The sequence below is a fragment of the Streptomyces sp. NPDC023481 genome, from assembly GCF_055560195.1.
In genome coordinates this window covers 1-25,562 of sequence record NZ_JBVHJE010000006.1, presented here as the reverse complement: position 1 = coordinate 25,562, position 25,562 = coordinate 1, and the positions used below count along the sequence as shown (strand labels likewise).

Here is a 25,562-nt window from a genome sequence, read left to right as displayed (position 1 = left end):
CGCCCCTTCTGGTGGGAGGTGGGGTTACCTGCCGGACAGTTCCGCCGCCACCAGTTCCGCGATCTGTACCGCGTTGAGGGCGGCACCCTTGCGGAGGTTGTCGTTGGAGACGAACAGGGCGAGGCCGTTGTCCACGGTCTCGTCGCGGCGGATGCGGCCCACGTACGACGGGTCCTGGCCGGCCGCCTGCAGCGGGGTCGGGATGTCGGAGAGGGCGACGCCCGGCGCCTTCGCGAGCAGCTCGGTGGCGCGCTCCGGGGAGAGCGGGCGGGCGAAGCGGGCGTTCACCTGGAGGGAGTGGCCGGAGAACACCGGCACGCGCACGCAGGTGCCGGAGACCTTGAGGTCGGGGACCTCCAGGATCTTGCGGGACTCGTTGCGCAGCTTCTGCTCCTCGTCGGTCTCGTTCAGACCGTCGTCGACGAGGTTGCCGGCGAAGGGCAGCACGTTGAAGGCGATGGGGCGCTTGTAGACACCCGGCTCGGGGAAGTCGACCGCCGCGCCGTCGTGGGTGAGCTTGTCGGCGTCGGCGGCCACCTTCTGCACCTGGCCGTGCAGCTCCGCCACGCCGGCCAGGCCCGAGCCGGACACCGCCTGGTAGGTGGCCACGACCAGGGCCTCCAGGCCGGCCTCCTCGTGCAGCGGCTTGAGCACCGGCATCGCGGCCATGGTCGTGCAGTTCGGGTTGGCGATGATCCCCTTGGGACGGTCGGCGATCGCGTGCGGGTTCACCTCGGAGACGACCAGCGGGACCTCGGGGTCCCTGCGCCAGGCCGAGGAGTTGTCGATCACGACGGCGCCCTGCGAGGCGACCTTTTCGGCCAGCGCCCGGGAGGTCGCGCCGCCCGCGGAGAACAGCACGATGTCGAGGCCGGTGTAGTCGGCGGTCGCCGCGTCCTCCACCGTCACGCCGTCCAGCACGGTCCCGGCGGAACGGGCCGAGGCGAACAGGCGCAGCTCCGTCACCGGGAAGTCCCGCTCGGTGAGGATCCTGCGCATGACCGTGCCGACCTGACCGGTGGCTCCGACGATTCCGACCCTCACAACGACTCCCTCACTGTGTCTCTTGCCCGACCGGGGCTTTTCCATCATGCGGCCGACCCCGGCCCACCTGTCCAATTCTTTGTCATGTGTGCCCGAGGAATGGGACACGATCAGCCGACCGGCGGTTCCGTATGTCCGCCGGGCACCCCGCTGAGCTGCAGAAATTCCCTCGGCCGCGGGTCCGCGCCGGAAGCTGTGCTGTCCCGACCCTGCCCGTCCGGGCGTGGCCCACACGAAGGTGTGACGTACGCCTCCCCAGGAGGGGCGGCGCCCGCAAAGGTGCCCGCCCCCCCGTGCGCGTCGGCGTTTACGGCGTGACCTTCTCCAGTCTCACGCTGCCCGGCCCCGCGGGCCGTGCCCCGGGCGTTCAGCAGCTGTACGCGGCCGAGGAACTCGCGGCCGGGCGGGGCCTCCGCGGACGTCCAGCCGGTAGGGGTTGTCGGGCAGCGGGGACGCAGCTCGTCGTCGGTGCGGCCCACCGGGCCGCCCCGGAGTTAACGTCCCCTCATGCGACGGAACTTGAGGGTGGCGGCCTACGCCGTGTGCGTCCGTGACGGACAACTCCTGCTCGCCCGCTCGCCGGCGGCCGACGGCACGCCCGAGTGGGTGCTGCCCGGCGGTGGCATGGAACACGGTGAGGACCCGTACGACACCGTCCGCCGTGAGGTCGGCGAGGAGACCGGCTACCGGATCGAGGTGACCGGTCTCCTCGGCATCGACTCCTCCCGTCACGTCCTCACCGGCGGGCGCCCGCCGCGCCGCACCGACCACCACGGGGTGCGGATCCTTTACGAGGCCGAGATCACCGGCGGTGAACTCCGCTACGAGATCGGCGGTTCCACCGACTTCGCCGCCTGGCACGACCTGGACGCCGTACCCGCGCTGACCCGGATCCGGCTGGTCGACACCGGGCTGCGGCTGTGGCGCGAACGCCCGCCGCACGGGCGTCTGGCGGACCGTCCCCTACCCCGGCAGATGAACGGGGAATGACCGGTCCCGGGCCGGTCGCGATCCACTCCGTGACCGCGCCCGGTACCCCGTGATCCACGTACGGTGATCGGCGCTGCGCGTTGCCGCCGTGTTCACGCGCAGGCCATCCCCGCTGCCAACGATCCACAGTGAGCGGGACGTTCGCGTCCGCGACGGCCCGCGACCACTGCCGACGCGTTCGCACTCGGGGAGACCGCGCCATGCCGCGCACACGCATCGTCACCGCCTCCGCCGCGGGGATCAACCGCCGTACCGTTCTCGCCGCCACCGGAGCCGTCTCGCTCTCCGCGGGTGTCGGCTACGCCCTGCGCCCCACCGACAGCCAGGCCGCCACCACCGCCGAGGAACCGGTCGCCCGGTCCCGGCAGGCCCCCGCCGCGGCCCCGCTCGCCCCCTACACCAAGGGCACCACCGTCGCCTCCGTCGCCGCCCCGCGAGGCGGCTCCGGATACCGCCGCCTCGGTGACGGCCCCGGCTGGAAGCGGGTCGTCCGCGACGAGCTGGCCGCGCCCCGGTCCGGCCGGGCCGCCCGCCGTACCGCCCTCGCCGCGTTCGTGCAGTTCACCGACCTGCACCTGACGGACGTGCAGCATCCGCTGCGCCTGGAGTACCTGCGCTCCCACGACGCGCACGCCTGGCGCCCGCACGAGGCGCTGACCGTGCCCGGCGCGATCTCCCTCGTGGAGCGGGTCAACGCGCTGCGCGGCGCGCCCGTCACCGGCGCCCCGCTGCACTTCGTGATGACGACCGGCGACAACACCGACAACAACGCCCACTCCGAACTGGAGTGGTTCATGAAGGTGATGAGCGGCGGCCGGATCACCCCCAACACCGGAGACCCCCGGCACTACGAGGGCGTGCAGAACAGCGGGCTGAAGCTGTACTGGCAGCCCGGCTCCGCCGTCCGCGACCAGGACAAGGCGCTCGGCTTCCCCCACCTGGAGGCGTTCCTGGCCGCCGCGATCCGCGAGGTGCGCAGCCCCGGGCTCGGCCTGCCCTGGTACTCCACCGTCGGCAACCACGACGCCCTCCCGCTCGGCTGCTACGGCTCCCACGGCGACCCCTACCTCGCCGAGGCGGCCATCGGCGGCAGGAAGCTGATGAGCGTCTCCGCCGCCGACGCCACGAAACTCCAGGACGCCATCAAGAACGCCAAGGACCCCAAGGCGGCCGGCTACCGCGACTTCCTCAAGGCCCACGCCCGGTCGGCCCGTTCCGTCACCCCGGACGAGAAGCGCGCCCCCTACACCCAGGCCGACTACCTCAAGGCCCACCTCGACCCCGCCCACCAGGGGCACGGCCCGGCCGGCCACGGCTACTCCTCGGCGAACCTGGACGCGGGCACCCAGTACTACGCCTTCCGCATCTCCGACGACGTCATCGGCATCAGCCTCGACACCACCGACGCCGGCGGCCACTACGAGGGCTCCGTCGGCACCGCCCAGCTGAAGTGGCTCGACAAGACGCTGAAGGACAACAAGGACTCCTACGCCGTCGTCTTCAGCCACCACACCAGCAAGACCATGACCAACACCCGGCCCGACCCGGCCCGGCCGGGGGAGAAGCGGCACGACGGCGCCGAGCTGATCTCCGTGCTGTCCGCCCACGCCAACGTGCTGGCCTGGGTGAACGGCCACATCCACAAGAACGTCATCACCCCGCACAAGGCGTCCGGCGGCCGCTCCTTCTGGGAGATCTCCACCGCCTCGCACGTCGACTACCCCCAGCTCGCCCGGGTCATCGAGCTGGTCGACAACAAGGACGGCACGGTCTCGGTGTTCACCACGCTGATCGAGTCCGCGGCCCCGCACCGCACCGACTACGCCGACCTCTCCCAGACCGGGCTCGCCGCCCTGTACCGCGAGCTGTCCTACAACGCCCCGGGTGCCAACAAGACCCTCGCCGGCGGCGCGGCGGACCGGAACACCGAGCTGGTGTTGAAGAAAGGCTGAACATCACCCAACCGGCCTACAGCCGGGCAACCTTCGCGGCACGCTCCTCGGTCCTTCCCCCGACCGCACCACACAGCACAGGTTGGGGAAGACATGCGCGTACGCACGGCTCTGGTGGGCACCACCGCCCTGCTCCTCTCGGCAGCCCTCGTGGGCCCGGCCGCCGCGGCCGGACCCGCGTCCCACGGACACACCGCCACCCGCGGACACACCGCGACCCGCGAGGCCGTCGAGGCGGCCGTCGCGGCCGGGGCGCCCGGCGCGACCGTCACCGCGCGGGACGGCCACGGCACCTGGTCCGCCACGGCCGGTGTGGGCGACGTCCGCATCGGCCGGCCGCGCTCGGCCGCCGACCGCTACCGCATCGCCAGCATGACCAAGACCTTCGTCGCCACCGTCCTGCTCCAGCTGGAGGCGGAGGGTCGGCTCTCCCTGGACGACACCGTGGAACGGTGGCTGCCGGGCGTGGTCCACGGCCACGGCCACGACGGCCGCGCGATCACCCTGCGGCAGCTGCTGAACCACACCAGCGGCATCCACGACTACCTCGCCGACCCCGGCTTCGCCCACGACTACTTCACCCCGGACGGCTTCGCCCGGCACCGCTACGACACCCTCACCCCGCGGCACCTGGTCGACCTCGCGATGCGGCACGAGCCGGACTTCGCGCCGGGCACCTCATGGGGGTACTCCAACATCAACTACGTGCTCGCCGGCCTGGTGATCGAGAAGGTGACGGGACGGTCGTACGGCACCGAGATCACCCGCCGGATCATCGCCCCTCTGCACCTGGCGGCCACCTCCGTGCCCGGCACCCGGGTCACCCTGCCGCGGCCCAGCAGCAGGGCGTACTCGACGTTCAAGGTCCCCGGCGGCCGGGTGTACGACGTCACGGAACTCAACCCGTCCCTGGCCTCCTCCTCCGGCGAGATGATCTCCGACTCCGCCGACGTGTCCCGCTTCTACGGGGCCCTGCTCCGCGGCGCACTGCTCCCGCCGCGCCAGCTCAAGGAGATGAAGACCACGGTGGCCACCGGGGCCGGGTCCCCCGTCCGCTACGGCCTCGGTCTCATGGACACCCGGCTGGCCTGCGGTGTCCACGTCTGGGGGCACACCGGCGGGATCCACGGCTCGGTCTCCGAGGCGGCGACGACGGCGGACGGCCGGCACTCCCTGGCGGTCAACCTCAACGGGGACTGGGCCGGGGAGACCTCGGACGTGATCGGAAAGGAGTTCTGTCAGCCGTGACCCCGGCTTCGTGGCCGCGCGTCCGCCCGAGCCGCTGCAGCGCTCACGTCACCCGGGCGAGGACCGGCAGATAGCCGAGGGACTGCCCCGGTGCCGTCGGGTGGTACGACTCGGTGATCGCCAGCACGTCGACACCGCGCAGCCAGGGCCGCGACGAGCAGATCTCGTGCCCGGCGAAGGCGGCGGTGACGTCGGCGAAGGTGAACCCGTGGGCGGTGGCGCGCCGGGCGATGACGGCGTTCAGGTGGTCCACGGCGTCGTTCAGGGTGGCCCGTTCGCCGTCCGGGAGGCCCAGCGCGCAGGCGCCCTGCAGGTGGTAGAGGTGCGGGTAGCCGAGCACCACGACACGGGCGGCGGGGGCCCGGTCCCGGATGGCCGAGTACAGCCGGTCGAGGCGCTCGGCGAGGGACCCGTCGATGGTGGTGCGGGCGCGGGAGACGGCGGACCGGCACCCGTCGGCGCCGCCCAGCGCGCAGCCCGCGATGACGGAGACGAAGCCCGAGTCGCTGCCGCCGACGGTGAGCGTGACCAGTGCGGTGCGCGCGCTGAGGTGGCCGAGCTGGTCGGTCAGGACGTCGTCGGCGCCGGCGCCGTTGCACGCGGCGAAGGTGAAGGACGCCGGCGCGTGGGCCTCGGCCCACAGCACGGGGAAGGCCCGGCTGCTGCGCTTGCACTCCCTGCCGGAGGCCAGGTAGTCACCGGCTCCGGCACCGGAGGAGTAGGAGTCGCCGAGGGCCACGTAGCCGCCGTCGGTGAGGGTGCGGGGTACCACCTGTGCCGTCGCGGGGTCGGCGAACGCGCAGGCGGCCGCGAGGAGGAGGGAGCACGCGCCTGCCGCTATCCGGGGGTGTCTCATGACCCACCCTCTACCGTGACCCGCCCGCGCCCCGCCCTTCCTGCTGCTCCGTTGCGGTGACCGCTCACCCGGCCGGAGCAGGAGAACAGGACAGGCGGGCGGCCCGCCGCTAGGTCCCTGCGGAGCGGGCTCAGCGGGGCAGCACCAGGACGTACGCGGCAGGGTCGCGGTCCCCGGACGCCATCAGCGCGGTGCGGATCACCGCCGCCTGCTGCTCCAGGGACTCCCGGAGCTTCCTCGGCGTGACGTACACGACCGTGATGCCGAGGCGCTCCAGGTGCTCGCGCTTGCGGGCGTACTCCGACCACAGCGCGTCCTCGTCCTCCTCGTGCCCGGGCCGGGGCGCGCGGGTGTCGAGTTCGACGGCGACCGCCTGGTCCGGCCAGTAGGCGTCCAGGCCGCCGAGGTGCGGGCCGCCGGGCAGGCGCAGGTCGACGTTCCAGACCGGGTCGGGCAGGCCGTACTCGCGGACCATCCGGTACAGCCGGTCCTCGGCGATCGAGCGGCCCTCGGCGACCAGCGCGTCCACCGCGTCGACCACGTGCGGGCGGCTCAGCAGCTTCGCCAGGGTCAGCTCCCGGACCACGGCGGCCGGTTCGCAGTGGCCGCCGCGCACCGCCTCGGTGAGCAGCCGCCGTACCGCCTGCGCGTCCGTCAGCCCCGCCACCGCGTCCGCCAGCGCCCGGGGCACCGGCGCCACCGGCAGGCCCGCCACGGCCTGCGGGGTCGGCAGGGACGGGGTGCGCACGACGCGGACGTAGCCGGTGGAGCGCAGCCGGCGCAGGCGCGGGACGAGGACGTCCACGTGGTCGAGGGCGGGCAGCGGCGGGGTGGACGAGAAGCCGTGCAGGGTGAGCGCGGCGAGGCCGGTGAGCACCGCCTCGGTGTACAGCGGCCGGTGCGGGCTGCCGGCGGTCGGCTGGGCGGGGACGGCCGGCTCGGCCGCGCGGGCCGCGTACAGCAGGGCCCCGTGCAGCCGTTCCTCGTCGGTGGGCGGCCCCGGGTGCAGCAGGATCACGTGCGGGAGCAGCTCCCGCCAGGGGCCGCCGGTCCGGCACTGCTCGGACAGCTCGGCCGGGGTCACGCCGTGGGCGCGCAGCTGAGCCGCCGTCAGGACGCGGCGGTGGACGTCGGAGAGGTGGCGCAGCGGGCGGGGGGAGAGCGGGGTGTTGTGGTTCATGGCCTCGGGATTCCCGCGTCCGGACCCGCCCTTAACCGCTGTTACACGCCTGTCGATGAATGCGGACAAGACGGGACTAAAGGTCAGGTGTTCGGATGCCGAGCAGGGACGGGAAACCCCTGGTCCGATCGGGTGCGGACCAGGGGTTACGGGCGCGCCTGACCGGATTCCGTAACGGTCACCGGCCGGGCAGGCTCAGGCCAAGGCTCAGTGGTCGCCGGCCGCCGCGTCGCACTCCTGTGCGCGCAGCGCCCGCGCCAGGTCGTCCCGCGCCTCCAGCACCAGCCGGCGCAGCGCCGGCGCCGCGTCGGCGTGCGCCCCGAGCCACGCGTCCGTCGCCTCCAGCGTCTCCCGCCGGTCCTGGTACGCCGGGAACAGCCCCCGCACCACGTCCATGCCGATCTGGATCGACCGCTCCCGCCACACCCGCTCGATCGCCGCGAAGTACAGCTGCGCGTACGGCGCGGTCAGCTCCCGCTGCGACGGCTGCTGGAAGCCCGAGATCGTCGCCTCCACCAGCGCGTTCGACAGCGCGTCGGACTCCACCACCTGCGCCCACGCCTGCGCCTTGACCGCCGCCGACGGCCGCGCCGCCAGGCAGCGCACCTGGTGCCGCTTGCCCGACGCCGTGTCGTCCCGGGCCAGCTCCGCCGCCAGCATCGCCTCGTCCGCCACCCCGTGCGCGGCCAGCGGCTCCAGGAACGCCCAGCGCAGCTCCTGGTCCACCTCCAGGCCCTCGATCCCGGTGGTGCCGTCCAGCAGGTCCGCCAGCAGTTTCAGGTCCGGCTCGGCGGAGGCCACCGCCGCGAAGAACCGCGCCCAGGCCAGCTGGTGTTCGCTGCCCGGCCCGGCCGCCCGCAGCTCCCGCAGCGCCCCCTCGGCCAGCAGCCCGGCGCCGGTCCGCCGCCACGGTGGCGCCGCGTAGTGCGTCAGCGCCGTGTTCGCCCAGGCGTGCAGCATCTGCAGCACACCGATGTCCGACTCGCGGCCCGCGAAGCGCAGCACCAGACCGATGAAGTCCCGCGCCGGCAGCAGCCCGTCCCGGGTCAGGTTCCACAGCGCCGACCAGCACAGGGCGCGCGCCAGCGGATCCGTCAGCCCGCCCAGGCCGGAGCGCAGCGTCGCCAGCGAGGTCTCGTCGAACCGGACCTTGCAGTAGGTCAGGTCGTCGTCGTTGACCAGCACCAGCTCCGGAGCCTCGGCGCCCGCCAGTTCCGCCACGACCGTACGCGGCTCGTGCAGGTCCGTCTCCACGCGCGCGTACCGCTGGAGCGTCCCCTCGGGCGTACGGCGGTACAGGCCCACCGCGATCCGGTGCGGACGCAGCCGGGGGTGCGACTCGGGGGCCTCCTGGAGGATCGCCAGCTCCGCGATCCGGCCGCCCGTGGTGTCCAGCAGCACCTGCGGGGTCAGCGTGTTCACCCCGGCCGTCTGCAGCCAGGACCGCGACCACGCCGTCATGTCCCGGCCGCTGGTCTCGGCCAGCACCGACAGCAGGTCGCCCAGGCGCGTGTTGCCGTACGCGTGGCGCTTGAAGTAACGCCGGGCGCCCTCCAGGAAGGCGTCCTGGCCGACGTACGCCACCAGCTGCTTGAGCACCGAGGCGCCCTTGGCGTAGGTGATGCCGTCGAAGTTCAGCTTGGCGTCCTCCAGGTCACGGATGTCCGCCGTGATCGGATGCGTGGACGGCAGCTGGTCCGCGCGGTACGCCCAGGCCTTGCGGCGGTTGGCGAAGGTGGTCCACGCGTCCTTGAAACGGGTCGCGCCGACGTTGGCGAACGTGCCCATGAAGTCCGCGAAGGACTCCTTCAGCCACAGGTCGTCCCACCACTCCATGGTGACCAGGTCGCCGAACCACATGTGCGCCATCTCGTGCAGGATGACGTTGGCCCGTGCCTCGTACGACGCCTGCGTCACCTTCCCGCGGAAGACGTACTCCTCGCGGAAGGTCACCAGGCCCGGGTTCTCCATCGCGCCCAGGTTGTACTCCGGCACGAACGCCTGGTCGTACTTGCCGAACGGGTACGGGTGGTCGAAGTGGTCGTGGAAGAAGTCCAGGCCCTGCTTGGTCACCAGGAACACGTCGTCGGCGTCGAAGTGCGGCGCGAGGCCCTTGCGGCACATCGCGCCGAGCGGGATCTCCAGCTTCGTGCCGTCCTCGAAGACCCGCTCGTAGCTGTCCGTCACATAGTGGTACGGCCCCGCCACCACGCACGTGATGTACGTCGAGATCGGCTTGGTCTCCGCGAACCGCCAGACCCCGTCGGCCCGTTCACCGGCGCCGTTGCTCCACACCGTCCACCCCTCGGGCGCCCGCACCTCGAAGCGGTACGGCGCCTTCAGGTCCGGCTGCTCGAAGTTCGCGAAGACCCGGCGGGCGTCGGCCGGCTCGTACTGCGTGTACAGGTACACCTCGCCGTCCTCCGGGTCGACGAAGCGGTGCAGGCCCTCACCCGTGCGCGAGTACGCGCACCGGGCGTCCACCACCAGCTCGTTCTCCGCGGCCAGGTCCTCCAGCGCGATCCGGGAGCCGTCGAACACCTCGCCCGGGTCCAGGTCCCGGCCGTTGAGCGAGACGGACGTCACCGCCGGCGCGACCAGATCGGCGAAGCTGGACGCGCCCGGCTCGTTGCAGCGGAAGCGGACGGTGGTCACCGAGCGGAACGTGCGCGGCTCACCGCCCGGGTCACCGACGGCGGACCGCAGGTCCAGGGACACCTCGTAGCCGTCGACGGACAGCAGGGCGGCCCGCTCCCGGGCCTCGTCGCGGGACAGATTCTCACCGGGCACGGACGGTACTCCCTCGTGATCGCGCGGATGGCGGCTGAACAGGACCGATCCTGTCATGCGCGCCTGACGGGGCGGACGGGGAATGCCGGGGCCGGCGGCGGCGTTTCGACGGGAAAGAGTCCTTGACGAGGAGAGACATGTCGGACAAGACCCCGGTCGACTTCTGGTTCGACCCGCTGTGCCCCTGGGCCTGGATGACCTCCCGCTGGGTGCTGGAGGTGGAGAAGGTCCGCGACATCGAGGTCCGCTGGCATGTGATGAGCCTCGCCGTGCTCAACGAGAACAAGCTCGACGAGCTGCCCGAGGAGTACCGCGAGATGCTCGCGACCAAGGCCTGGGGCCCGGTCCGCGTCGTCATCGCGGCCCGGCAGGAGCACGGCGAAGCGGTGCTCGGCGACCTCTACACGGCGCTCGGCACCCGTATCCACAACCAGGGCGAGGGTCCGGAGAAGGCGGCCGTGGCCGCCGCGCTGGCCGACGTGGGCCTGCCCGAGTCCCTCATGGACCACTGGGACTCCACGCCGTACGAGGCGGAGCTGCGCGCCTCCCACAAGGACGGCATCGAGAAGGTCGGCCAGGACGTCGGCACCCCCGTCATCGCGGTGCCCGGCCCCGACGGCGAGGAGATCGCCTTCTTCGGCCCCGTCGTCACCCCCGCCCCGAAGGGCGAGGAGGCGGCCCGCCTGTGGGACGGCACCCTCGCCGTGGCCTCGGTGCCGGGCTTCTACGAGATCAAGCGGTCCCGCACCAAGGGCCCCGACTTCAGCAACCTGTAGGTCCCGCCGACGGGCCCGGTTCGGCGCCGGGTCCGTTCCCGTGCCGCGGCCAGCAGCTCCAGGTGCTCCTCGTAGCCGTTCGCGTAGGACGCCGCCCGGTCCGGATCCGGCTCGATCACCCGGGTCGGCTGCGTCCAGGCGGCGGTGTCCAGGGCGACGCCGTGCCGGGCGGCGGCCGCGAGCACCGCGCCCCGCGCGCCGACCTCGCCCTCCGCCAGCCGCAGCGGCCGGCCCAGCACATCGGCGAGCAGCCCCGTCCAGGCGGCGCTGCGGGTGCCGCCGCCGCACACCGCGAGCGAACCGGTCAGGCCCGCCGCCTCCAGACAGTGCCGGGCCGCGTAGCCGATGCCCTCGCAGGTGGCCCGGACCAGGTCGGCGGGGCGCGTCTCCAGGCTGACCCCGACCAGCTCGGCCCGCAGCCCGGGCTCCACGAAGGGCGCCCGCTCACCGGACGGCGCGAAGTACGGCAGCACCCGCGTCCCCGACGCCCCCGGCGGGGACGCGAGCAGTAAGTCCTCCAGGTCCTCGTACCGGGCGCCCGTCGTGCGCAGCACCCAGTCCAGCGCCGCCGTGCCGACCATCGCGGGCATCGCGCGCAGCCAGTGGCCCGGCCGGTCGGTGGAGATGTACAGCCCCGCCGGCTCACCGCCCAGGTCCGCCTCCGTGGTGGCGACCAGGCTCGCCAGGCACGTGCCGACGATCAGCAGTCCGTCGCCGGGCGCGGTGACCCCGGCGCCGAGCGCGCAGGCGGGCAGGTCGTACGGGCCGTTCGCCAGCGGGGTCCCGGCGGGCAGCCCCTCACCGGCCGCCTCGCCGGTCGCGACCGGATCGCCGATCTCCGGGAGCAGCCCGCGCCGGTGGGTGAGCCCGAGGAGGTCCACCACCTCGTCGTCGTAGGACCGTGAGCGCGGGTCCAGGAACGGCATCGACGCGTCCGACACGTCCGTCACCGCCCGGGCCGCGCCGGTCAGCCGCTGGAACACCATGTCCTTGCAGTAGACGGCCGCCGCGGCGGCGTCCAGGGCGGCCGGCTCGTACCGGTCCAGCCACGCCAGCAGCGGCCCCGGACAGCCCGGGAACATCGCGCTGCCGGTGCGCCGGAAGACGGCCTCGAAGGTGCCGTCCGCCAGCCAGCGGTCCACCAGCTCGTGCGCCCGGCCGTCCATCCAGGACAGCGCCGGCCGCACCGGCCGTCCGGCCGCGTCCACCAGCCACACCCCGTCGCCCTGCCCGGTCAGCCCGGCCAGCTCCACCGGCGCCGGCACCCGCGCGGTGAGCGCGCCGAGCACGGCGACGAGGGCGCCGTAGACCTCCTCCATGTCCTGCTCGACGGCCCCGCCGCGCAGCTCCAGGCCCACCGGCCGGGCCTCGACGGCCAGTTCGCGCCCGTCCCGGTCGAAGGCCGCGGCCTTCACCACGGACGTCCCCACATCGATCCCGACGAACATGCCAAGCCTCCCGGGGCATCAGGTCAGACAGTGCGCGAGCGGCTCCCCGCGCATCCAGCGGCCCACCTCGGCGGCGGCGATCCGGGCGGCCTTCTCCGCCACCGCGCGGCTGGCCCCGCCCAGGTGCGGGGTGAGCACCACCCGGTCGGACAGCGCGCGCAGCCGGGACTCCGGCGGCAGCGGTTCCCGGGCGAAGGTGTCCAGCGCCGCCGCCGACAGCCGTCCCTCGGCCAGCGCGTCGCACAGCGCGTCCTCGTCCAGCAGAGGACCCCGGGCCGCGTTGACCACCACCGCGCCCGGCGGCAGCAGCGCCAGCTCCCGGGCGCCGAGCAGCCCCCGGGTCTCCGCGGTGAGCCGGGCGTGCAGGGTGATGACGGCGGAGCGGCGCAGCAGGTCGTCCAGCGCGGCGAGGCGCAGCCCGTGCACCTCGCCGCGCACGTACGGGTCGTACACCATCACCCGCGCCCCGAACGCGCACAGCACCCGGGCGACCCGGCTGCCGACCGCGCCGTAACCGACGAGCCCGACGGGCAGGTCCTCCAGCTCCAGGCCACTGTCGCCGTAGGTGTAGTACGCGGCGCCGGCCCAGCTGCCCTGCCGGGCGAGGAGGTCGTGGGCCTGGGGGACGCGCCGCAGGGCGGCGAGCATGAGGCCGACGGTGAACTCGGCGGTGGCGGCGGCGTTCCGGCCCGGCGCGAAGCACACCCGCACGCCGTGCCGCCTCGCCGCCTCCAGGTTGACGTTGACCGGGCCGCCCCGGCAGACGACGACCAGCCGCAGCCCGGGGCGGGCGGCGAGGACGCGTTCGGTGACCGGTCCCATCTGGGTGACCAGCACCTGCGCACCGTCGAGGGCCGCGATCAGCTCGTCCTCGGCGTCACTGGCCTCGCTCACCTCGCCCACCGGCCCGAACGGCTCCAGCGGCCAGCCCAGGGTCAGCTCCCGCACCGCGCAGTCGGTCTCCTCCGCGAGCGCGGCCGTGATCAGGGACGGCAGCACGAAGTGGTCGCCGGCGGCCACCACACGCACAGCACTGGACGTCATCCGGGGTCTCCCGTCTCGGGGTCGGTGGCGCACACCTCGTAGCGCACCTCGTGCTCGTCCAGGTCGCGCAGCGCCCGCGGCGGGGCCCCGTCGTCCACCAGCAGCAGCTCGAAGCGGGACAGCGGGGCCACCCGGTGCAGGGCGACCCGGCCCAGCTTGGTGTGGTCGGCGAGCAGGACGTTGCGGGCGGCGATGTCGAGCATCGCCCGCTTCACCGACACGATGTGCTGCTCCTGGTGGTAGGCGTGGCCGGCGTGCACGCCCGACGTGGACAGGAAGCCGATGTCGACGCGGAGTTGGCCGACGGCCTCCACGCAGGACACCCCGAGGAAGGAGGAGTGCAGCGGGTCGTAGTCGCCGCCGAGCGCCACCAGACGGATGCCCTGCCGGCCGGCGAGGAGGTTGATCGCCTCCAGGAAGTTGGTGACGACGGTGAGCGGGGTGATCCCGCCGAGCCGCAGCAGCCGGGCGATCTCCAGGGCGGAGGTGGAGTCGTCCAGCAGGACGGCCATGCCGGGCTCGATCCACCGCACCGCCCGCTGGGCGAGCGCGGCCTTCTGCGGGCGCATGGTCCTCAGCCGGTACCGCACGTTCGACTCGAACACCCCGGACGGCTGCGCGGTCACCCCGCCGCGGAACTTCCGTACGACGCCCTGCCGTTCGAGTTCGTCCAGGTCCCGGTGGATGGTCATCAGGCTCACCCCGAACCGTCCGGCCAGCTCCGCCGCGCTCACCGAGCCCTCGGACAGGACGAGTTCGGCCAGGGCGGCCTGCCGGGCCGCGGGCCCCTGCTGTGCACCGGTGCCGCTCATCACCACCGAGGGTGTTACGGCGGTGAAACGCCGTCAATCCCTTGTGCACGGGGAAATCAGCGGGAAATCTCAAAGAGGAGTGGGAAGTTCACAGGACCGGTCGCGACGAGCGGAGGTTCGGATGGATGAGGCATGGCTCGGGATCGACCTCGGCACCCAGGGGGTGCGGGCGCTGCTGGTGACGGCAGACGGCGGGGTGCCCGGCAGCGGTGCGGCGCCGCTCACCCGGGGCCGCCGGGAGGGGGTGCGGCACGAGCAGGACCCGGGGGAGTGGTGGGCGGCGGTGGGCGCGGCCTGCCGGGCGGCGCTCGCCGGGGCGCGGGTCCGGGTGGCCGGGGCCGCGGTGTGCGGCACGTCCGGGACCGTCCTGCTCACCGACGACGCGGGCCGTCCGGTGAGCCCCGCCCTGATGTACGACGACGGGCGGGCCGCCGCCGAGGCGGGCCGGCTGCGCGCCGCCGGACTCGCGGTGCAGGACACCTGGGCGCTGCCCAAGGCGCGCTGGCTGGTCGACGCGCACGGCCCGGGCCGGATCGCCCACCAGCCGGACGTGATCACCGCCCGGCTGGTCGGCCACCCGGTGCCCAGCGACTCCAGCCACGCCCTGAAGACGGCCTACGACCTGCGCCGCGAGGCCTGGCCCGACCTCACCGGGCTGCCCGCGGGCGCCCTGCCCGAGGTGGTACGGCCCGGCACCCGGCTCGGCGAGGTCTGCCCGGCCGCCGCCGACGCCACCGGGATCCCGGCCGGCACGCCCGTCATCGCGGGCATGACCGACGGCTGCGCCGCCCAGATCGCCGCCGGCGCGCTGCGCGAGGGCGCCTGGAACTCGGTGCTGGGGACGACCCTGGTCCTCAAGGGGGCGGCGGCCGAGCCGGTGTCCGACCCGGCCGGCGTGGTCTACCACCACCGCGCGCCCGACGGCACCTGGCTGCCGGGCGGCGCCTCCAGCGTGGGCGCCGGCGTGCTCACGGCGCGCTTCCCCGGCGCCGACCCGGCCGTGCTGGACGCCCGCGCCGCCGCCTACGAACCCTCCAACGCCATCGCCTATCCGCTCGTCTCGCCCGGCGAACGCTTCCCCTTCCTCGCCCCGCGCGCCACCTCCCTGCTGCTCGGCGACCCCGAGTCGGACGCCGACCTGTGGGCTGCCCTCCTCCAGGGCGTGGCCTTCACCGAACGCCTCTGCCTGGACTACCTCCACCACCTGGGCGCCCCCCTCGACGGCACCCTCACCGTCACCGGCGGCGGCGCCCGCAGCGCGTACTGGACCCGGCTGCGCGCCGACATCCTGGGCCGCCCCCTGCACGTCCCGGCCCGCACCGAACCGGCACTGGGCATGGCGGCCCTGGCCGCGTACGGCACCGGCGCGGCACCCACGCTCACCGCGGTGACCGACACCATGCTGCGCCCCGGCACCACGATCGACCCCCGCCCCGCCCGCACCCCCCGCTTCACCGAGCCCTACGCCCGCCTGCTGGAGGAACTCGAAACCCGGGGCTGGCTACCGCACCCGGTGGCGGCACACGCGCGGGCGCGGCTGTGAGACGGGGGCGCCCGGGATACTGCTCTCCATGACTTCCACCACCCTCCTTCTCGCCCGGCACGGGCAGAGTGTGTGGCATGCCGGGAACCGGTACGCCGGTGTGAGCGATGTGGCCCTGACGGACACCGGTCGTGAGCAGGCCGAGGCGCTCGGGCGGTGGGTCGCCGGGCATCCGGTGGACGCGGTGTGGACCTCGCCCCTGTCCCGGGCGGTCGCCACCGCCGAGCCGGCCTGCCGGTTTCTCGGACTGGAGCCGCGCCGGGAGCCCGGCCTGCGGGAGTGCGACTTCGGGGTGCTGGAGGGCCGTACCCTCGCGGAGTTCGCGGCGCGGGAGCCGGCCGCGGCGGAGGCGTTCCGCGCCGACCCGGTGGCGCACCCGTTCCCCGGCGCCGAGGACCCCCGCGCGGCGGCGGCGCGCGGCACCGCGGCCCTGCGCCGGATCGCCGCCGCCCACCCCGGCGAGCGGGTCCTGGTCGTCGCCCACAACACCCTGCTCCGCCTGGTGCTGTGCTCCCTGCTGCACATCCCGCTGTCCGAGTACCGCCGGGTCCTGCCGCGGCTGCGCAACGCGGCGCTGACCGAGCTGCGCCTCGACGGCGAGCAGGCCGCGCTGCTCTCCCTCAACACACCTTCCTGCTGTTAAGCTGCAATTGCGACTCAGTCGCAATAAGCGGCCTGTCCCTCGTGATCGTCTTCTCACCCTTCACGGCGGCGGGAGGCCGGAGCACCACGAAGGCCCCCACGTGTCACACGTGGGGGCCTTCGCCGTACTGCGCCGGCCGGCGACGGTCAGCGCCGGGCGCGCATCCGCTGCCAGGTGTATCCGACGGCCGCCAGGGCCAGCGTCATCCCGCCCGTCGAGTACAGCTGCACCCGGGTGTCCGGCTCGCGGGCCATCAGGACGAAGATGGCGACCATGCCGGCCAGCGCGATCCAGGTCAGCCACGGGAACCCCCACATGCGCACGACCAGCTTGTCCGGGGTCTCGCGCTCGATGCGGCGGCGCAGCAGCAGCTGGGAGACCGCGATGAAGATCCAGACGACCAGGATGACCGCGCCGATCATGTTCAGCAGCCACTTGAAGGCGCCGTTCGGGCTCCAGTAGCTGAGCAGGACGCACACGAACCCGAGGACGCAGGAGACGAGCACCGCGATCCGCGGGACCCCGCCGAACAGCCGCGACAGCACCTTCGGGCCCTGCCCGCGCTCGACCAGCGAGTAGGCGATGCGCGAGGAGCCGTAGATGTTGGCGTTCATCGCCGAGAGCAGGGCGACCAGCACGACGACGTTCATCAGCTGGCCGGCGCCGGGGATGCCGAGGTGGTCGAGCGTGGCGACGTACGGGCCCTTCTCGACGACCTCCTTGGAGTCCCACGGGATCAGGGTGACGACGACCGCCATGGAGCCGATGTAGAACAGGGCGATCCGCCACATCGCCGTGCGCACGGCGCTCGCCACGCCCCGCACCGGGTCCTCCGACTCGGCCGCCGCGATCGTGACCGTCTCCAGTCCGCCGTACGCGAAGACGGACGCCAGCAGGCCGATGAGCAGGCCCTCGCTGCCGTGCGGGAGGAAGTCGGAGAGGTGGGAGGTGCCGGGCGCGTCCGTGCCCGGCAGCACCCCGGCGATCGCCAGGACGCCCAGGATCAGGAACAGGCCGATCGCGCCGACCTTCAGGGCCGCGAACCAGAACTCGAACTCGCCGAAGTTCTTCACGGCGGCCAGGTTCGCCCCGAGGAACACCACCATGAACAGGGCCACCCACATCCACTGCGGGGTGCCGGGCAGCCAGCTCTGGACGATGTTCGCGGCGCCGATGCCCTCGAGACCGACGGCCGTGCACAGCAGCACCCAGAACGACCAGCCGGCGGTGAAGCCCGCCCAGGGGCCCATCGCCCGCTCGGCGTGCGCCGAGAAGGAACCCGACGACGGGTACGCGGCCGACATCTCGCCGAGCATCCGCATCACCAGCATCACCAGGACGCCGGAGACCGCGTAGGCGATCACGATGGACGGGCCCGCGGCGGCGATGCCGGCACCGGAGCCGACGAACAGGCCCGCGCCGATCACACCGCCGAGGGCGATCATGGACAGGTGGCGCTGCTTGAGGCCGTGGGAGAGGGATCCGTCCGCGTGCTGCTGCGGAGGCGTCTCCTTGGTCGTGCTGCTGGGCATGGGCGCGGCTCTCCCAGGGCGATGGGCGGGAAAAAACCCCGCCAGTGTGGGCGGCCCGTCCGCTCACGCGAAGGGGACGCCCACTATCCGGACACCGAACGTACGGACGGTGAATATACGGCTACGCGGCCACCGGTGTGTAGTGGGAGGCGTCACCTTCGATGGAGTAGCTCTCCTTGCCCTCGACGCCGACCGGGATGTCACCGGCGACGGTCACCCGGTGCAGGCGGCGCGGCAGACCGTCGTAGTTGTCGATGGCGTAGTGCTGGGTGATGCGGTTGTCGAAGAGCACCAGCTGGTTCTCCGACCAGCGGTGGCGCAGCACGTTCTCCGGCCGGGTCACGTACGCCTGGAGCAGGTCGAGGATCTTGCGGGACTCGCCGACCGACAGGCCGGTGATCCGCTGCGCGAACCCGCCGACGAACAGCCCGCGCTCCCCGGTCAGCGGGTGCACCCGGACCACCGGGTGCGCGGTGCGGTACGTGATCGAGGTGAACCGGGCGCGCTGGGCGGCCTTCTCCTCGTCGATCTCCTCGTCCGGTACGGCGTAGTCGTAGTCGTTGGTGTGCTCGGCCCACAGGGTGTCGGCCAGGCGGCGCAGCGGCTCGGGCAGGTCGCGGTAGGCGGCCGCCGCGTTGGCGATCAGCGTCTCGCCGCCGTACGGCGGGACGGTCAGCGAACGCAGGGTGCTGGCCTGCGGCGGATTGAGGACGAAGGTGACGTCGGTGTGCCAGTGGTTGGCGCGGCCCCGCTCGCTGTCGACCGGCAGCACGTTCGGGGCGCCGTCGACCGCGCCGACCGTCGGGTGGGCCGTGGTCAGGTCGCCGAGGTGGCGGGCGAAGGCCTGCTGGCCGGCGTCGTCCAGGCGGACGTCGTCGAAGACGAGCGCCTTGTGGACGTTCAGCGCCTCCCGGATCGCGGTGACCTCCTCCGCCGCGAGCGGCCGGGAGATGTCGACGCCGGACACCCGGGCGCCGATGCGTGCGGTGACCTTGGTGATCTCGATGGACATGGGGATTCCTCTCAGACGAGGGCGGGGGTGGAGCCGGGGTTGAGGCCGGGGGCATGGGCGGGAGCGGGGCCGGGGGTCAGGTACCGGTTGGCGGGACGGGGCAGGCCGTAGCGCTCGCGCAGGGTCGTCCGCGGCCCGTACCCGGTGCGCAGCAGACCGCGGGCCCGCAGCAGCGGTACGACGTGTTCGACGAACGCCTCCAGACCGGAGGGCAGCACGGCCGGCATGACGTTGAAGCCGTCGGCGGCGCCCTGCGTGAACCAGGTCTCCATCAGGCCGGCGACCTGCTCGGGCGTCCCGGCGACGGTGAGGTGCCCGCGCCCGCCGCCGAGCCGGCCGATCAGCTGCCGCACGGTGAGCCGCTCGCGCCGGGCCAGCTCCACGACCAGCGTGTACCGGCTCTTGGCGCCCTCGACGGCGGACTCGGGCGGCAGGTCGGCGGGGAGCTTTCCGTCCAGCTCCAGGGTCCCGGGCGGCAGCTGGAGCAGGCTCTCCAGCCGGCCCACCCCGTGCTCGTACACGATGTGGTCCTCCAGCAGCCGCTCGGCGGCCCGCGCCTCGGCCTGCGTGGACCCGAGGACGGGGACGATCCCGGGCAGCACCTTCAGGTGCCCGGGGTCCCGGCCCGCGGCCCGGGTGCGGGACTTCAGGTCGGCGTAGAAGCCCTGCGCGTCGGCGAGGGTCTGCTGGGCGGTGAACACCGCCTCCGCGTACCGGGCGGCGAACGCCCTGCCGTCCTCCGAGGAGCCGGCCTGCACCAGCAGCGGGTAACCCTGCGGGCTGCGGGGCACGTTGAGGGCGCCCTCGACACGGAAGTACGTCCCCTGGTGCCGGGGCGGGTGGATCTTGCGGTCGTCGCCCCACACGCCGGCCGCCTTGTCGGCGACGATCGCGTCGTCCTCCCAGCTGTCCCACAGCTTGAGGGACACCTCCAGGAACTCGGCGGCGCGCGCGTACCGCTCCGCGTGCGCGGGCTCCCCGGCGAGCCCGAAGTTGCGGGCGGCCTCCGCGCCGGCGGTGGTGACGATGTTCCAGCCGGCCCGGCCGCCGCTGACGATGTCCAGCGAGGCGAACCTGCGGGCCAGGTTGTAGGGGGAGTTGTAGGAGGTGGAGGCGGTGGCGATCAGACCGATGTGCTCGGTGGCCGTCGCCAGCGCGGTCAGCAGGGTGAGCGGCTCCAGCGCGCCGGCCGGCCGCTGCGCGAGATTGCCCCACAGCTGGGGGCCGTCGGCGAGGAACAGGGAGTCGAAGGTGCCGCGCTCGGCGATCCGGGCGAGCCGGACGTAGTGGCTCAGCTCCACGTGGGCGTACGGGTCGCTCTCCGGGAGCCGCCAGGACGCCTCGTGGTGGCCGGTGTTCATCAGGAACGCGTTCAGATGGAGCTTTCTCGCGGTCACCGGTGGTCCTCCGTGACTCCGAGGGCGGCCAGCAGCCGCTCGCGGTACTCGCCCAGCACCGGCTCCCGGTAGGAGCGCGGGTGGGGGTGGTCGATGGTCAGGTCGAGGCCGACACGGCCGGAGTCCAGGACGAGGACCCGGTCGGCGAGCACGATCGCCTCGTCCACGTCGTGGGTGACGAGCAGCACCGACGGCCGGTGCCGCTGCCACAGCTCGCGCAGCAGGGTGTGCATCCGGATCCGGGTCAGCGCGTCCAGTGCGCCGAACGGCTCGTCGGCCAGCAGCAGTTCCGGCTCGCGCACCAGGGAGCGGGCCAGCGCCGCCCGCTGGGCCTCGCCGCCGGACAGCTCGCCCGGCCAGGCCCGCTCCCGGCCGCCGAGGCCGACCTCGCGCAGCGCCGCCCGGCCGCGTTCCTCGGCGTCCTCGCCGTCCAGGCCGAGCAGGACGTTGTCCAGCACCCGCCGCCAGGGCAGCAGCCGCGCGTCCTGGAAGACGACCGACACCCGCTCGGGCGCCGTCAGCCGCCCACCGCCGGCCACCCCGTGGTCCAGGCCGGCGACCGCCCGCAGCAGGGTCGACTTGCCGGAGCCGCTGTGCCCGAGCAGGGCCGTGAACTGTCCGGCGGGCAGTTCGAGATCGATGCCGTCGAGGACCGTACGGTCCCCGAACGACCGGGTCAGGCCGTGCAACCGTACGGCGGGCGGGGTCAGTTGCCGAGTGTGCGGCGCCATGACAGCACCCTCCGTTCGATGAGACGGACCACGCTGTCGGAGACCAGGCCGAAGACGCCGTAGATCAGCAGGCCGACCAGGATGACGTCGCTCTGGCCGTAGTTCTGCGCCTGGAACATCAGGTAGCCGAGACCGCTGGTGGCGTTGATCTGCTCCAGGACCACCAGGCCCACCCAGGATCCGGTCACACCCAGCCGGAGTCCCACGAAGAATCCGGGCAGCGCGCCGGGGATCACGATCCGGCGGACGAAGTCGAGCCGCGACAGGCCCTGCACCTCGGCGAGTTCCACGAAGCGGCTGTCGATGCCGGACAGCGCCGCGTGCGTGTTCAGGTAGACCGGGATGTAGACGACGATCGCGATGATGGCGATCTTGAAGGTCTCGCCGATGCCCAGCCAGAGGATGAACAGCGGGATCAGACCGAGTGTGGGGATCGCCCGGTTGAGCTGCACGGTTCCGTCGATCAGCGCCTCCCCGGCCCGGCTCAGACCGGAGACGAGTGCGAGCAGCACACCGGCGCTCAGGCCGATCGCGAAGCCGTACCCGGCCCGCTGGAGCGAGGTCAGCGCATCGGTGGGCAGCGTGCCGTCCGTCCACAGCCGGCCGGCCGTCCTCAGCACCGTCCAGGGCGCCGGGATCGCGCCCGGGTCGAGCGCTCCGGCGGCCGAGGCGGCGGCCCACGCGGCGAGCAGCGTCAGCGGGCCGGCCAGCCGGGCGGCGGGCAGCCGGCGGCCGGGGGACAGCCGGCGGCGCCTGCGGACCTGGGGGAGTTCCCCGGCGGCCGGCGCCGCCACGGCCGTCGCCGTCGTGGTCGTGGTCACGGCGGTCACCTCCGGTACTCCTCGGGTACGGCCTTGGCGGCGAGGGACTCGAAGCGGTGGTCGAAGAGCGAGGAGACGTCGAAGCTCTTCACGAAGCCGCCCTCGGCGAGCAGGTCGGCGGTCTCCTGCTCCCACCGGATCGCCTCGTCCCAACGGGGCGGGAACAGCGGCTTGTTGGCCAGCTCGGTGATGCCCCGGGCCTGTGCGGGGGTGAGGTTCTGCGTCTTGACGTAGAACTCCTCGTTCCACACGTCCGGGTGCTCGTACTGCCACACCTGGCCCTTGGCCCACTGCGGGATGTAGGCGGCGATCGCGGCGGCCTTCGCCGGGTCGTTCAGCACGGACTGCGGGGCCCACAGCAGGTTGAGCAGGTCCACGACGTCGGTGGGGACGGCGCGGGCCCCCTTGGATTCGTACTGCTTCAAGTAGGCGGGCGCCTGGCTGATGGCGAGCGGGGCCACGTCCACCTGCCCGGACTGCAGGGCGGTGAAGAACTGGTTGCTGGTCAGCGGGACCAGCTTCACCTCGTCGTAGGCCAGGTTCGCCTTCTTCAGCGCCCGCAGCAGCACCACACCCTGCGCCTGGCCCTGGGAGAACGCGAGCTTTCTGCCCTTGAAGTCGGCGACCGCGCGGATGTCGCTGCCGGGCCTGGTGGCGAAGAGGTAGTTCGGCCTGCGCGTGATGTCGATCGCCACGATCTTCGCGTCGTAGCCCTGGTAGTGGGCCTGGATCGGCGGGATGCCCGCGTTGTTGGCGAGGTCGAGGGACTTGGCGCGGAACGCGTTGATCACGTCCGGGCCCGCCCCGATGTTCACCCAGTCGGAGACTCTGAACGGCAGCCCGGGCAGCTTCGCCAGCCTGAACTGCAGCTGCTGCTGGCCGAGGTACGAGGCGATCCTCAGGCCGGTGCCGGCCGGGACCTTGGCGGCGAGCGGCTTGGTGGCGGCGCCGGTGTCGGCGGCGGCGTTGCCCTGCGCGCAGCCGGACAGGCCGGCGACGGCGGCGGACGCGCCGAAAGCGGAGGCGAGAAAGGCACGACGGTGCATGGGAGGACTCCCAGGGGAAAAAGAGCGGGAAAAGGCGGCGGAACGCAGGAGGAATTCCGTGCGGACAGGCCGGGAGGAGAGAAGCTCACACAGCGGGGAAACACGCGCTTCACGCGCGGCAATATGTCAGCAACAGAGGGTGCGACAGCTGGTGAGAGGGCTCATGACCGGGATGTTCCCGGCCATGGGTGACCCCTGTCAACATTCCGAGTTTCTGAATTAAATAGCCTCAGGTGACGCGCCCAGCGGGTCTCGGAACAACGCGTCGAGGACGACGGAGCCGCCCGCCACCGCCAGCACGGAATCCGGGAAACTCGTCGGCACCACGGCGGCGGAACGCTCCGGTCCGACCGCCTCCCGCAGCGCCTCCAGGCAGTCCTCGAAGTGGATGACCCCGACCTCGGTGACCACGACCGTCTCCGGGTTCAGCACATCCAGCAGCAGCCCCGCCGCCCGCCCGGTCATCCGGGCCCGGTCCGCCAGCAGCCGCCGGGCCACCGCGTCCCCGTCCGCCGCCGCGGCCACCACGTGCATCGGGTTGGCCGAGCCGATCACCCCCGCCGCCCGCGCCCGTCGGCACAACGTCCGCTCGCTCAGCTCCACTTGGAGGCAGCCGGTACGGCCGCACGCGCACGGCTCGGTGCCGCCCGGCACCGGCAGATGGGCGATCGCGCCGGCCGCGGACCGGGGCCCGTAGTGCACCTCGGCATGGGCGGAGAAGGCGGCGTCCACCACATTGCCCACGAACAGGTGCAGCACGCTCCGGCTGCCCCGGGCCCGCCCGAACAGCCGCTCCCCGTGCACCAGCGCCCGCGCGTGCCCGTCCACCTCGACCGGGAGGCCGGTGCGGGCGCCGAGCAGCTCCCGCACCGGCACCTCCCGCCAGCCCAGCAGCTCGTGCTCGACCACGGTGCCCGTCTCCCGGTCCACCCAGCCGCCCACCGCCACCCCGACCCCCAGCGGGCGCCGGCCCGGCATCCCGGCCAGCAGCCCCGCGAGCCCCTCGGCCGCCCGCGCCAGCACCCAGCCGGGCTCGGTCCGCTCGTGCGCCAGCTCCCGCCGCGCCACCACCCGGCCCCGCAGGTCCAGCAGCGCCACCGTCGTGTACGGCACGGCCACGTGCACCCCGGCGACCAGGAAGCGGGTGCCGTCCAGGTCGACGGGCACGTGCGGGCGGCCGACCCCGTTCGACCGGCGGGGCGTGGCCGACTCCCGTATCAGGCCCCGCTCGGCGAGCCGGGCGCAGTGCTCGGTCACCGACGCGGGCGACAGCCCGGTCAGCCGGGCGATGGTGCTGCGCGCGACCGGCCCGTGCTCCAGCACGGAGCGCAGCACGACACTGGCGCTGGTGCGCCGCCGGTCGCTGTCGGCGGCGCGCGGAACGGGGGACGGGGGAACGGGGGAGGGCAGGGTGGGAGCCGCGGTGCGGGGCATGAGGACCGTCCTCGGGAACGGGGCCGACACGTCTCGGAGGACAGAGGCGCGCCGGGGCCCACCCCTACCCGGGGCGGCGACAGGTGGCCGTGCCCTGGCGTCGCAGGTCGACATAGCGACGCGACGTGAGATTCCGGGCCTGGGCAACCATGGCTGGAAGGGTAGGCCAGGAACGGCGAATCCGGCCAGACGACCCGGACGCGTTTGGTGGGATCCCACAGTGCCGTCGATGTCCGGCGGGGTGACCTGAACGTCCCTGCCTCTGTGATCAGGGTCACGGCCGTACCGGTGTAACCGGCACCCTTTGTGCGGAGCCCACCAAGCTCGCGCTCCGCCCTTTGTCGAGCGCTGACGGTGATCGGCCCGAGGGGGCTGGGATAGCGTCACCGTGTCCCAGCATGTCCCCGTCACCCGCGGAGTACCCATGAGCACCGCTGCCGCCACCGCCCGCCCCCGCGAGGTACTCGCCGACCTGCTTCCCGCGTCCCGCGTCCGCGACGCGGCGCTCGTGCTCGGCGGCGCCGCGCTCACCGGTCTGGCCGCCCAGATCGCCGTCCCGGTCCCGGGCTCCCCGGTGCCGGTGACCGGCCAGACCTTCGCCGCGCTGCTGGTCGGCACCGCGCTGGGCGCGAGCCGGAGCCTCGCCGCGCTCGTCGTGTACGCGCTCGCCGGGCTCGCCGGTGTGCCCTGGTTCGCCCACGGCACCTCCGGTGTCTCGGTCTCCTTCGGCTACATCCTCGGCATGCTGCTGGCGTCCACCGTCGTGGGCGCGCTGGCCCGCCGCGGCGCGGACCGCTCCGTGGTGCGCATGGCCGGCACGATGCTGCTCGGCGAGGCGATCATCTACGCCGTCGGTGTGCCGTACCTCGCCTACGCCGCCGGCCTCTCCGCCTCCCAGGCCCTCGCCGCCGGCCTCACCCCGTTCCTGATCGGCGACGCGCTGAAGGCGGCCCTGGCCATGGGCCTCCTGCCCACGGCATGGAAGCTGGCCGACAAGCACTGATCCCCGCGCCCTTCCCCGAAGAGGCCCGCCCGGCCCAAGGTCCCACCGACCTGACCCGGGCGGGCCTCTTCGGCGTTCGGGGGTGTGCCTGTCGTAGCCGGTGCGCCGACGGCGCAGCAGCACGGTCACGGCCGCGCGACACCGGCGCCCCGGTGAGCCCCCGCCACAACGCGGCAGGGCCGTGGGGGGGGGGGGGGGGGGGGGGGGGGGGGCCCCGGCCGGGGGGGGGGGGGGGGGGGGGGGGGGGGGGGGGGTTGGGT

Annotated in this window: 21 protein-coding genes; 7 read left to right on the top strand and 14 right to left on the bottom strand. The window is 73.5% G+C overall.

Annotation, left to right across the window (positions count from 1 at the left end; genetic code table 11):
• Positions 1 to 24: 24 nt before the first annotated feature.
• The gene (locus ACZ3ZD_RS14335) at positions 25 to 1,044 is read right to left on the bottom strand and encodes an aspartate-semialdehyde dehydrogenase (protein ID WP_467396562.1); all 1,020 of its coding nucleotides are present in this window, start codon (positions 1,042 to 1,044) and stop codon (positions 25 to 27) included.
• A gap of 507 nt (positions 1,045 to 1,551) precedes the next feature.
• Between ACZ3ZD_RS14335 and ACZ3ZD_RS14330 the strand changes: the two genes are divergently transcribed.
• The 3 genes from ACZ3ZD_RS14330 (at position 1,552) to ACZ3ZD_RS14320 (ending at position 5,234) form a co-directional block, all read left to right on the top strand.
• Complete coding sequence (locus tag ACZ3ZD_RS14330; protein WP_467396560.1) at positions 1,552 to 2,034, top strand: NUDIX hydrolase; 483 nt, start codon at positions 1,552 to 1,554, stop codon at positions 2,032 to 2,034.
• Between the two features lie 200 nt (positions 2,035 to 2,234).
• On the top strand, positions 2,235 to 3,986 hold the full coding sequence (locus tag ACZ3ZD_RS14325; protein ID WP_467396558.1) for a TIGR03767 family metallophosphoesterase: 1,752 nt from the start codon (positions 2,235 to 2,237) through the stop codon (positions 3,984 to 3,986).
• Between the two features lie 93 nt (positions 3,987 to 4,079).
• Positions 4,080 to 5,234, top strand: a complete 1,155-nt coding sequence (locus ACZ3ZD_RS14320; RefSeq protein WP_467396556.1) for a serine hydrolase domain-containing protein — start codon at positions 4,080 to 4,082, stop codon at positions 5,232 to 5,234.
• A gap of 43 nt (positions 5,235 to 5,277) precedes the next feature.
• Here ACZ3ZD_RS14320 and ACZ3ZD_RS14315 read toward each other — a convergent pair whose 3' ends face one another.
• The 3 genes from ACZ3ZD_RS14315 to pepN all read right to left on the bottom strand — a co-directional run bounded on the left by ACZ3ZD_RS14315 (position 5,278) and on the right by pepN (position 10,060).
• Entirely contained in the window at positions 5,278 to 6,090 is an 813-nt protein-coding gene (locus tag ACZ3ZD_RS14315; RefSeq protein ID WP_467396554.1) for an SGNH/GDSL hydrolase family protein, read from the bottom strand.
• Between the two features lie 130 nt (positions 6,091 to 6,220).
• Complete coding sequence (locus ACZ3ZD_RS14310) at positions 6,221 to 7,270, bottom strand: hypothetical protein (RefSeq protein ID WP_467396552.1); 1,050 nt, start codon at positions 7,268 to 7,270, stop codon at positions 6,221 to 6,223.
• Positions 7,271 to 7,477: 207 nt separating this feature from the next.
• Positions 7,478 to 10,060, bottom strand: coding sequence for an aminopeptidase N (gene pepN / locus ACZ3ZD_RS14305; protein ID WP_467396550.1), 2,583 nt, complete (start codon positions 10,058 to 10,060; stop codon positions 7,478 to 7,480).
• Between the two features lie 137 nt (positions 10,061 to 10,197).
• Between pepN and ACZ3ZD_RS14300 the strand changes: the two genes are divergently transcribed.
• Positions 10,198 to 10,836, top strand: a complete 639-nt coding sequence (locus ACZ3ZD_RS14300) for a mycothiol-dependent nitroreductase Rv2466c family protein (protein WP_467396548.1) — start codon at positions 10,198 to 10,200, stop codon at positions 10,834 to 10,836.
• Here the strand turns inward: ACZ3ZD_RS14300 and ACZ3ZD_RS14295 are convergent.
• The 3 genes from ACZ3ZD_RS14295 to ACZ3ZD_RS14285 are packed head-to-tail and all read right to left on the bottom strand — an operon-like array spanning position 10,785 to position 14,140.
• On the bottom strand, positions 10,785 to 12,284 hold the full coding sequence (locus ACZ3ZD_RS14295; RefSeq protein WP_467396546.1) for an FGGY family carbohydrate kinase: 1,500 nt from the start codon (positions 12,282 to 12,284) through the stop codon (positions 10,785 to 10,787). The genes ACZ3ZD_RS14300 and ACZ3ZD_RS14295 overlap by 52 nt on opposite strands.
• Positions 12,285 to 12,302: 18 nt before the next feature.
• On the bottom strand, positions 12,303 to 13,328 hold the full coding sequence (locus tag ACZ3ZD_RS14290) for a 2-hydroxyacid dehydrogenase (RefSeq protein WP_467396544.1): 1,026 nt from the start codon (positions 13,326 to 13,328) through the stop codon (positions 12,303 to 12,305).
• The gene (locus tag ACZ3ZD_RS14285) at positions 13,325 to 14,140 is read right to left on the bottom strand and encodes a DeoR/GlpR family DNA-binding transcription regulator (protein WP_467396542.1); all 816 of its coding nucleotides are present in this window, start codon (positions 14,138 to 14,140) and stop codon (positions 13,325 to 13,327) included. Before ACZ3ZD_RS14285 ends, ACZ3ZD_RS14290 begins: the two co-directional genes overlap by 4 nt.
• A 121-nt stretch (positions 14,141 to 14,261) precedes the next feature.
• On the opposite strand from ACZ3ZD_RS14285, the gene ACZ3ZD_RS14280 reads away from it, so the two are divergent.
• Together ACZ3ZD_RS14280 and ACZ3ZD_RS14275 are read left to right on the top strand one after the other, a co-directional pair.
• On the top strand, positions 14,262 to 15,683 hold the full coding sequence (locus ACZ3ZD_RS14280) for an FGGY-family carbohydrate kinase (protein ID WP_467396540.1): 1,422 nt from the start codon (positions 14,262 to 14,264) through the stop codon (positions 15,681 to 15,683).
• 28 nt (positions 15,684 to 15,711) lie between these two features.
• Entirely contained in the window at positions 15,712 to 16,326 is a 615-nt protein-coding gene (locus tag ACZ3ZD_RS14275) for a histidine phosphatase family protein (RefSeq protein ID WP_467396538.1), read from the top strand.
• A gap of 146 nt (positions 16,327 to 16,472) precedes the next feature.
• On the opposite strand, the gene ACZ3ZD_RS14270 is transcribed toward ACZ3ZD_RS14275, so the two are convergent.
• The 7 genes from ACZ3ZD_RS14270 to ACZ3ZD_RS14240 form a co-directional block, all read right to left on the bottom strand.
• Positions 16,473 to 17,858: an amino acid permease gene (locus ACZ3ZD_RS14270; protein ID WP_467396537.1), complete on the bottom strand. Its 1,386-nt coding sequence runs from the start codon at positions 17,856 to 17,858 to the stop codon at positions 16,473 to 16,475.
• Positions 17,859 to 17,979: 121 nt separating this feature from the next.
• On the bottom strand, positions 17,980 to 18,870 hold the full coding sequence (locus ACZ3ZD_RS14265) for a TauD/TfdA dioxygenase family protein (protein WP_467396535.1): 891 nt from the start codon (positions 18,868 to 18,870) through the stop codon (positions 17,980 to 17,982).
• Positions 18,871 to 18,881: 11 nt separating this feature from the next.
• Positions 18,882 to 20,267, bottom strand: a complete 1,386-nt coding sequence (locus ACZ3ZD_RS14260; protein ID WP_467396533.1) for an LLM class flavin-dependent oxidoreductase — start codon at positions 20,265 to 20,267, stop codon at positions 18,882 to 18,884.
• Positions 20,264 to 20,998 (bottom strand): ABC transporter ATP-binding protein, encoded by a 735-nt coding sequence (locus tag ACZ3ZD_RS14255; protein ID WP_467396531.1) that lies wholly within the window; start codon positions 20,996 to 20,998, stop codon positions 20,264 to 20,266. The genes ACZ3ZD_RS14260 and ACZ3ZD_RS14255 overlap by 4 nt, the downstream gene beginning before the upstream one ends.
• On the bottom strand, positions 20,974 to 21,828 hold the full coding sequence (locus ACZ3ZD_RS14250) for an ABC transporter permease (RefSeq protein WP_467396529.1): 855 nt from the start codon (positions 21,826 to 21,828) through the stop codon (positions 20,974 to 20,976). Before ACZ3ZD_RS14250 ends, ACZ3ZD_RS14255 begins: the two co-directional genes overlap by 25 nt.
• Positions 21,825 to 22,865 (bottom strand): ABC transporter substrate-binding protein, encoded by a 1,041-nt coding sequence (locus ACZ3ZD_RS14245; RefSeq protein ID WP_467396527.1) that lies wholly within the window; start codon positions 22,863 to 22,865, stop codon positions 21,825 to 21,827. Before ACZ3ZD_RS14245 ends, ACZ3ZD_RS14250 begins: the two co-directional genes overlap by 4 nt.
• 219 nt (positions 22,866 to 23,084) lie before the next feature.
• Positions 23,085 to 24,299: an ROK family protein gene (locus tag ACZ3ZD_RS14240; protein WP_467396525.1), complete on the bottom strand. Its 1,215-nt coding sequence runs from the start codon at positions 24,297 to 24,299 to the stop codon at positions 23,085 to 23,087.
• A 424-nt stretch (positions 24,300 to 24,723) separates the two neighbouring features.
• On the opposite strand from ACZ3ZD_RS14240, the gene ACZ3ZD_RS14235 reads away from it, so the two are divergent.
• Positions 24,724 to 25,302 carry a biotin transporter BioY gene (locus tag ACZ3ZD_RS14235; RefSeq protein ID WP_467396523.1) on the top strand — a complete coding sequence of 193 codons (579 nt, stop codon included), beginning with the start codon at positions 24,724 to 24,726 and terminating at the stop codon, positions 25,300 to 25,302.
• Positions 25,303 to 25,562 lie beyond the last annotated feature (260 nt).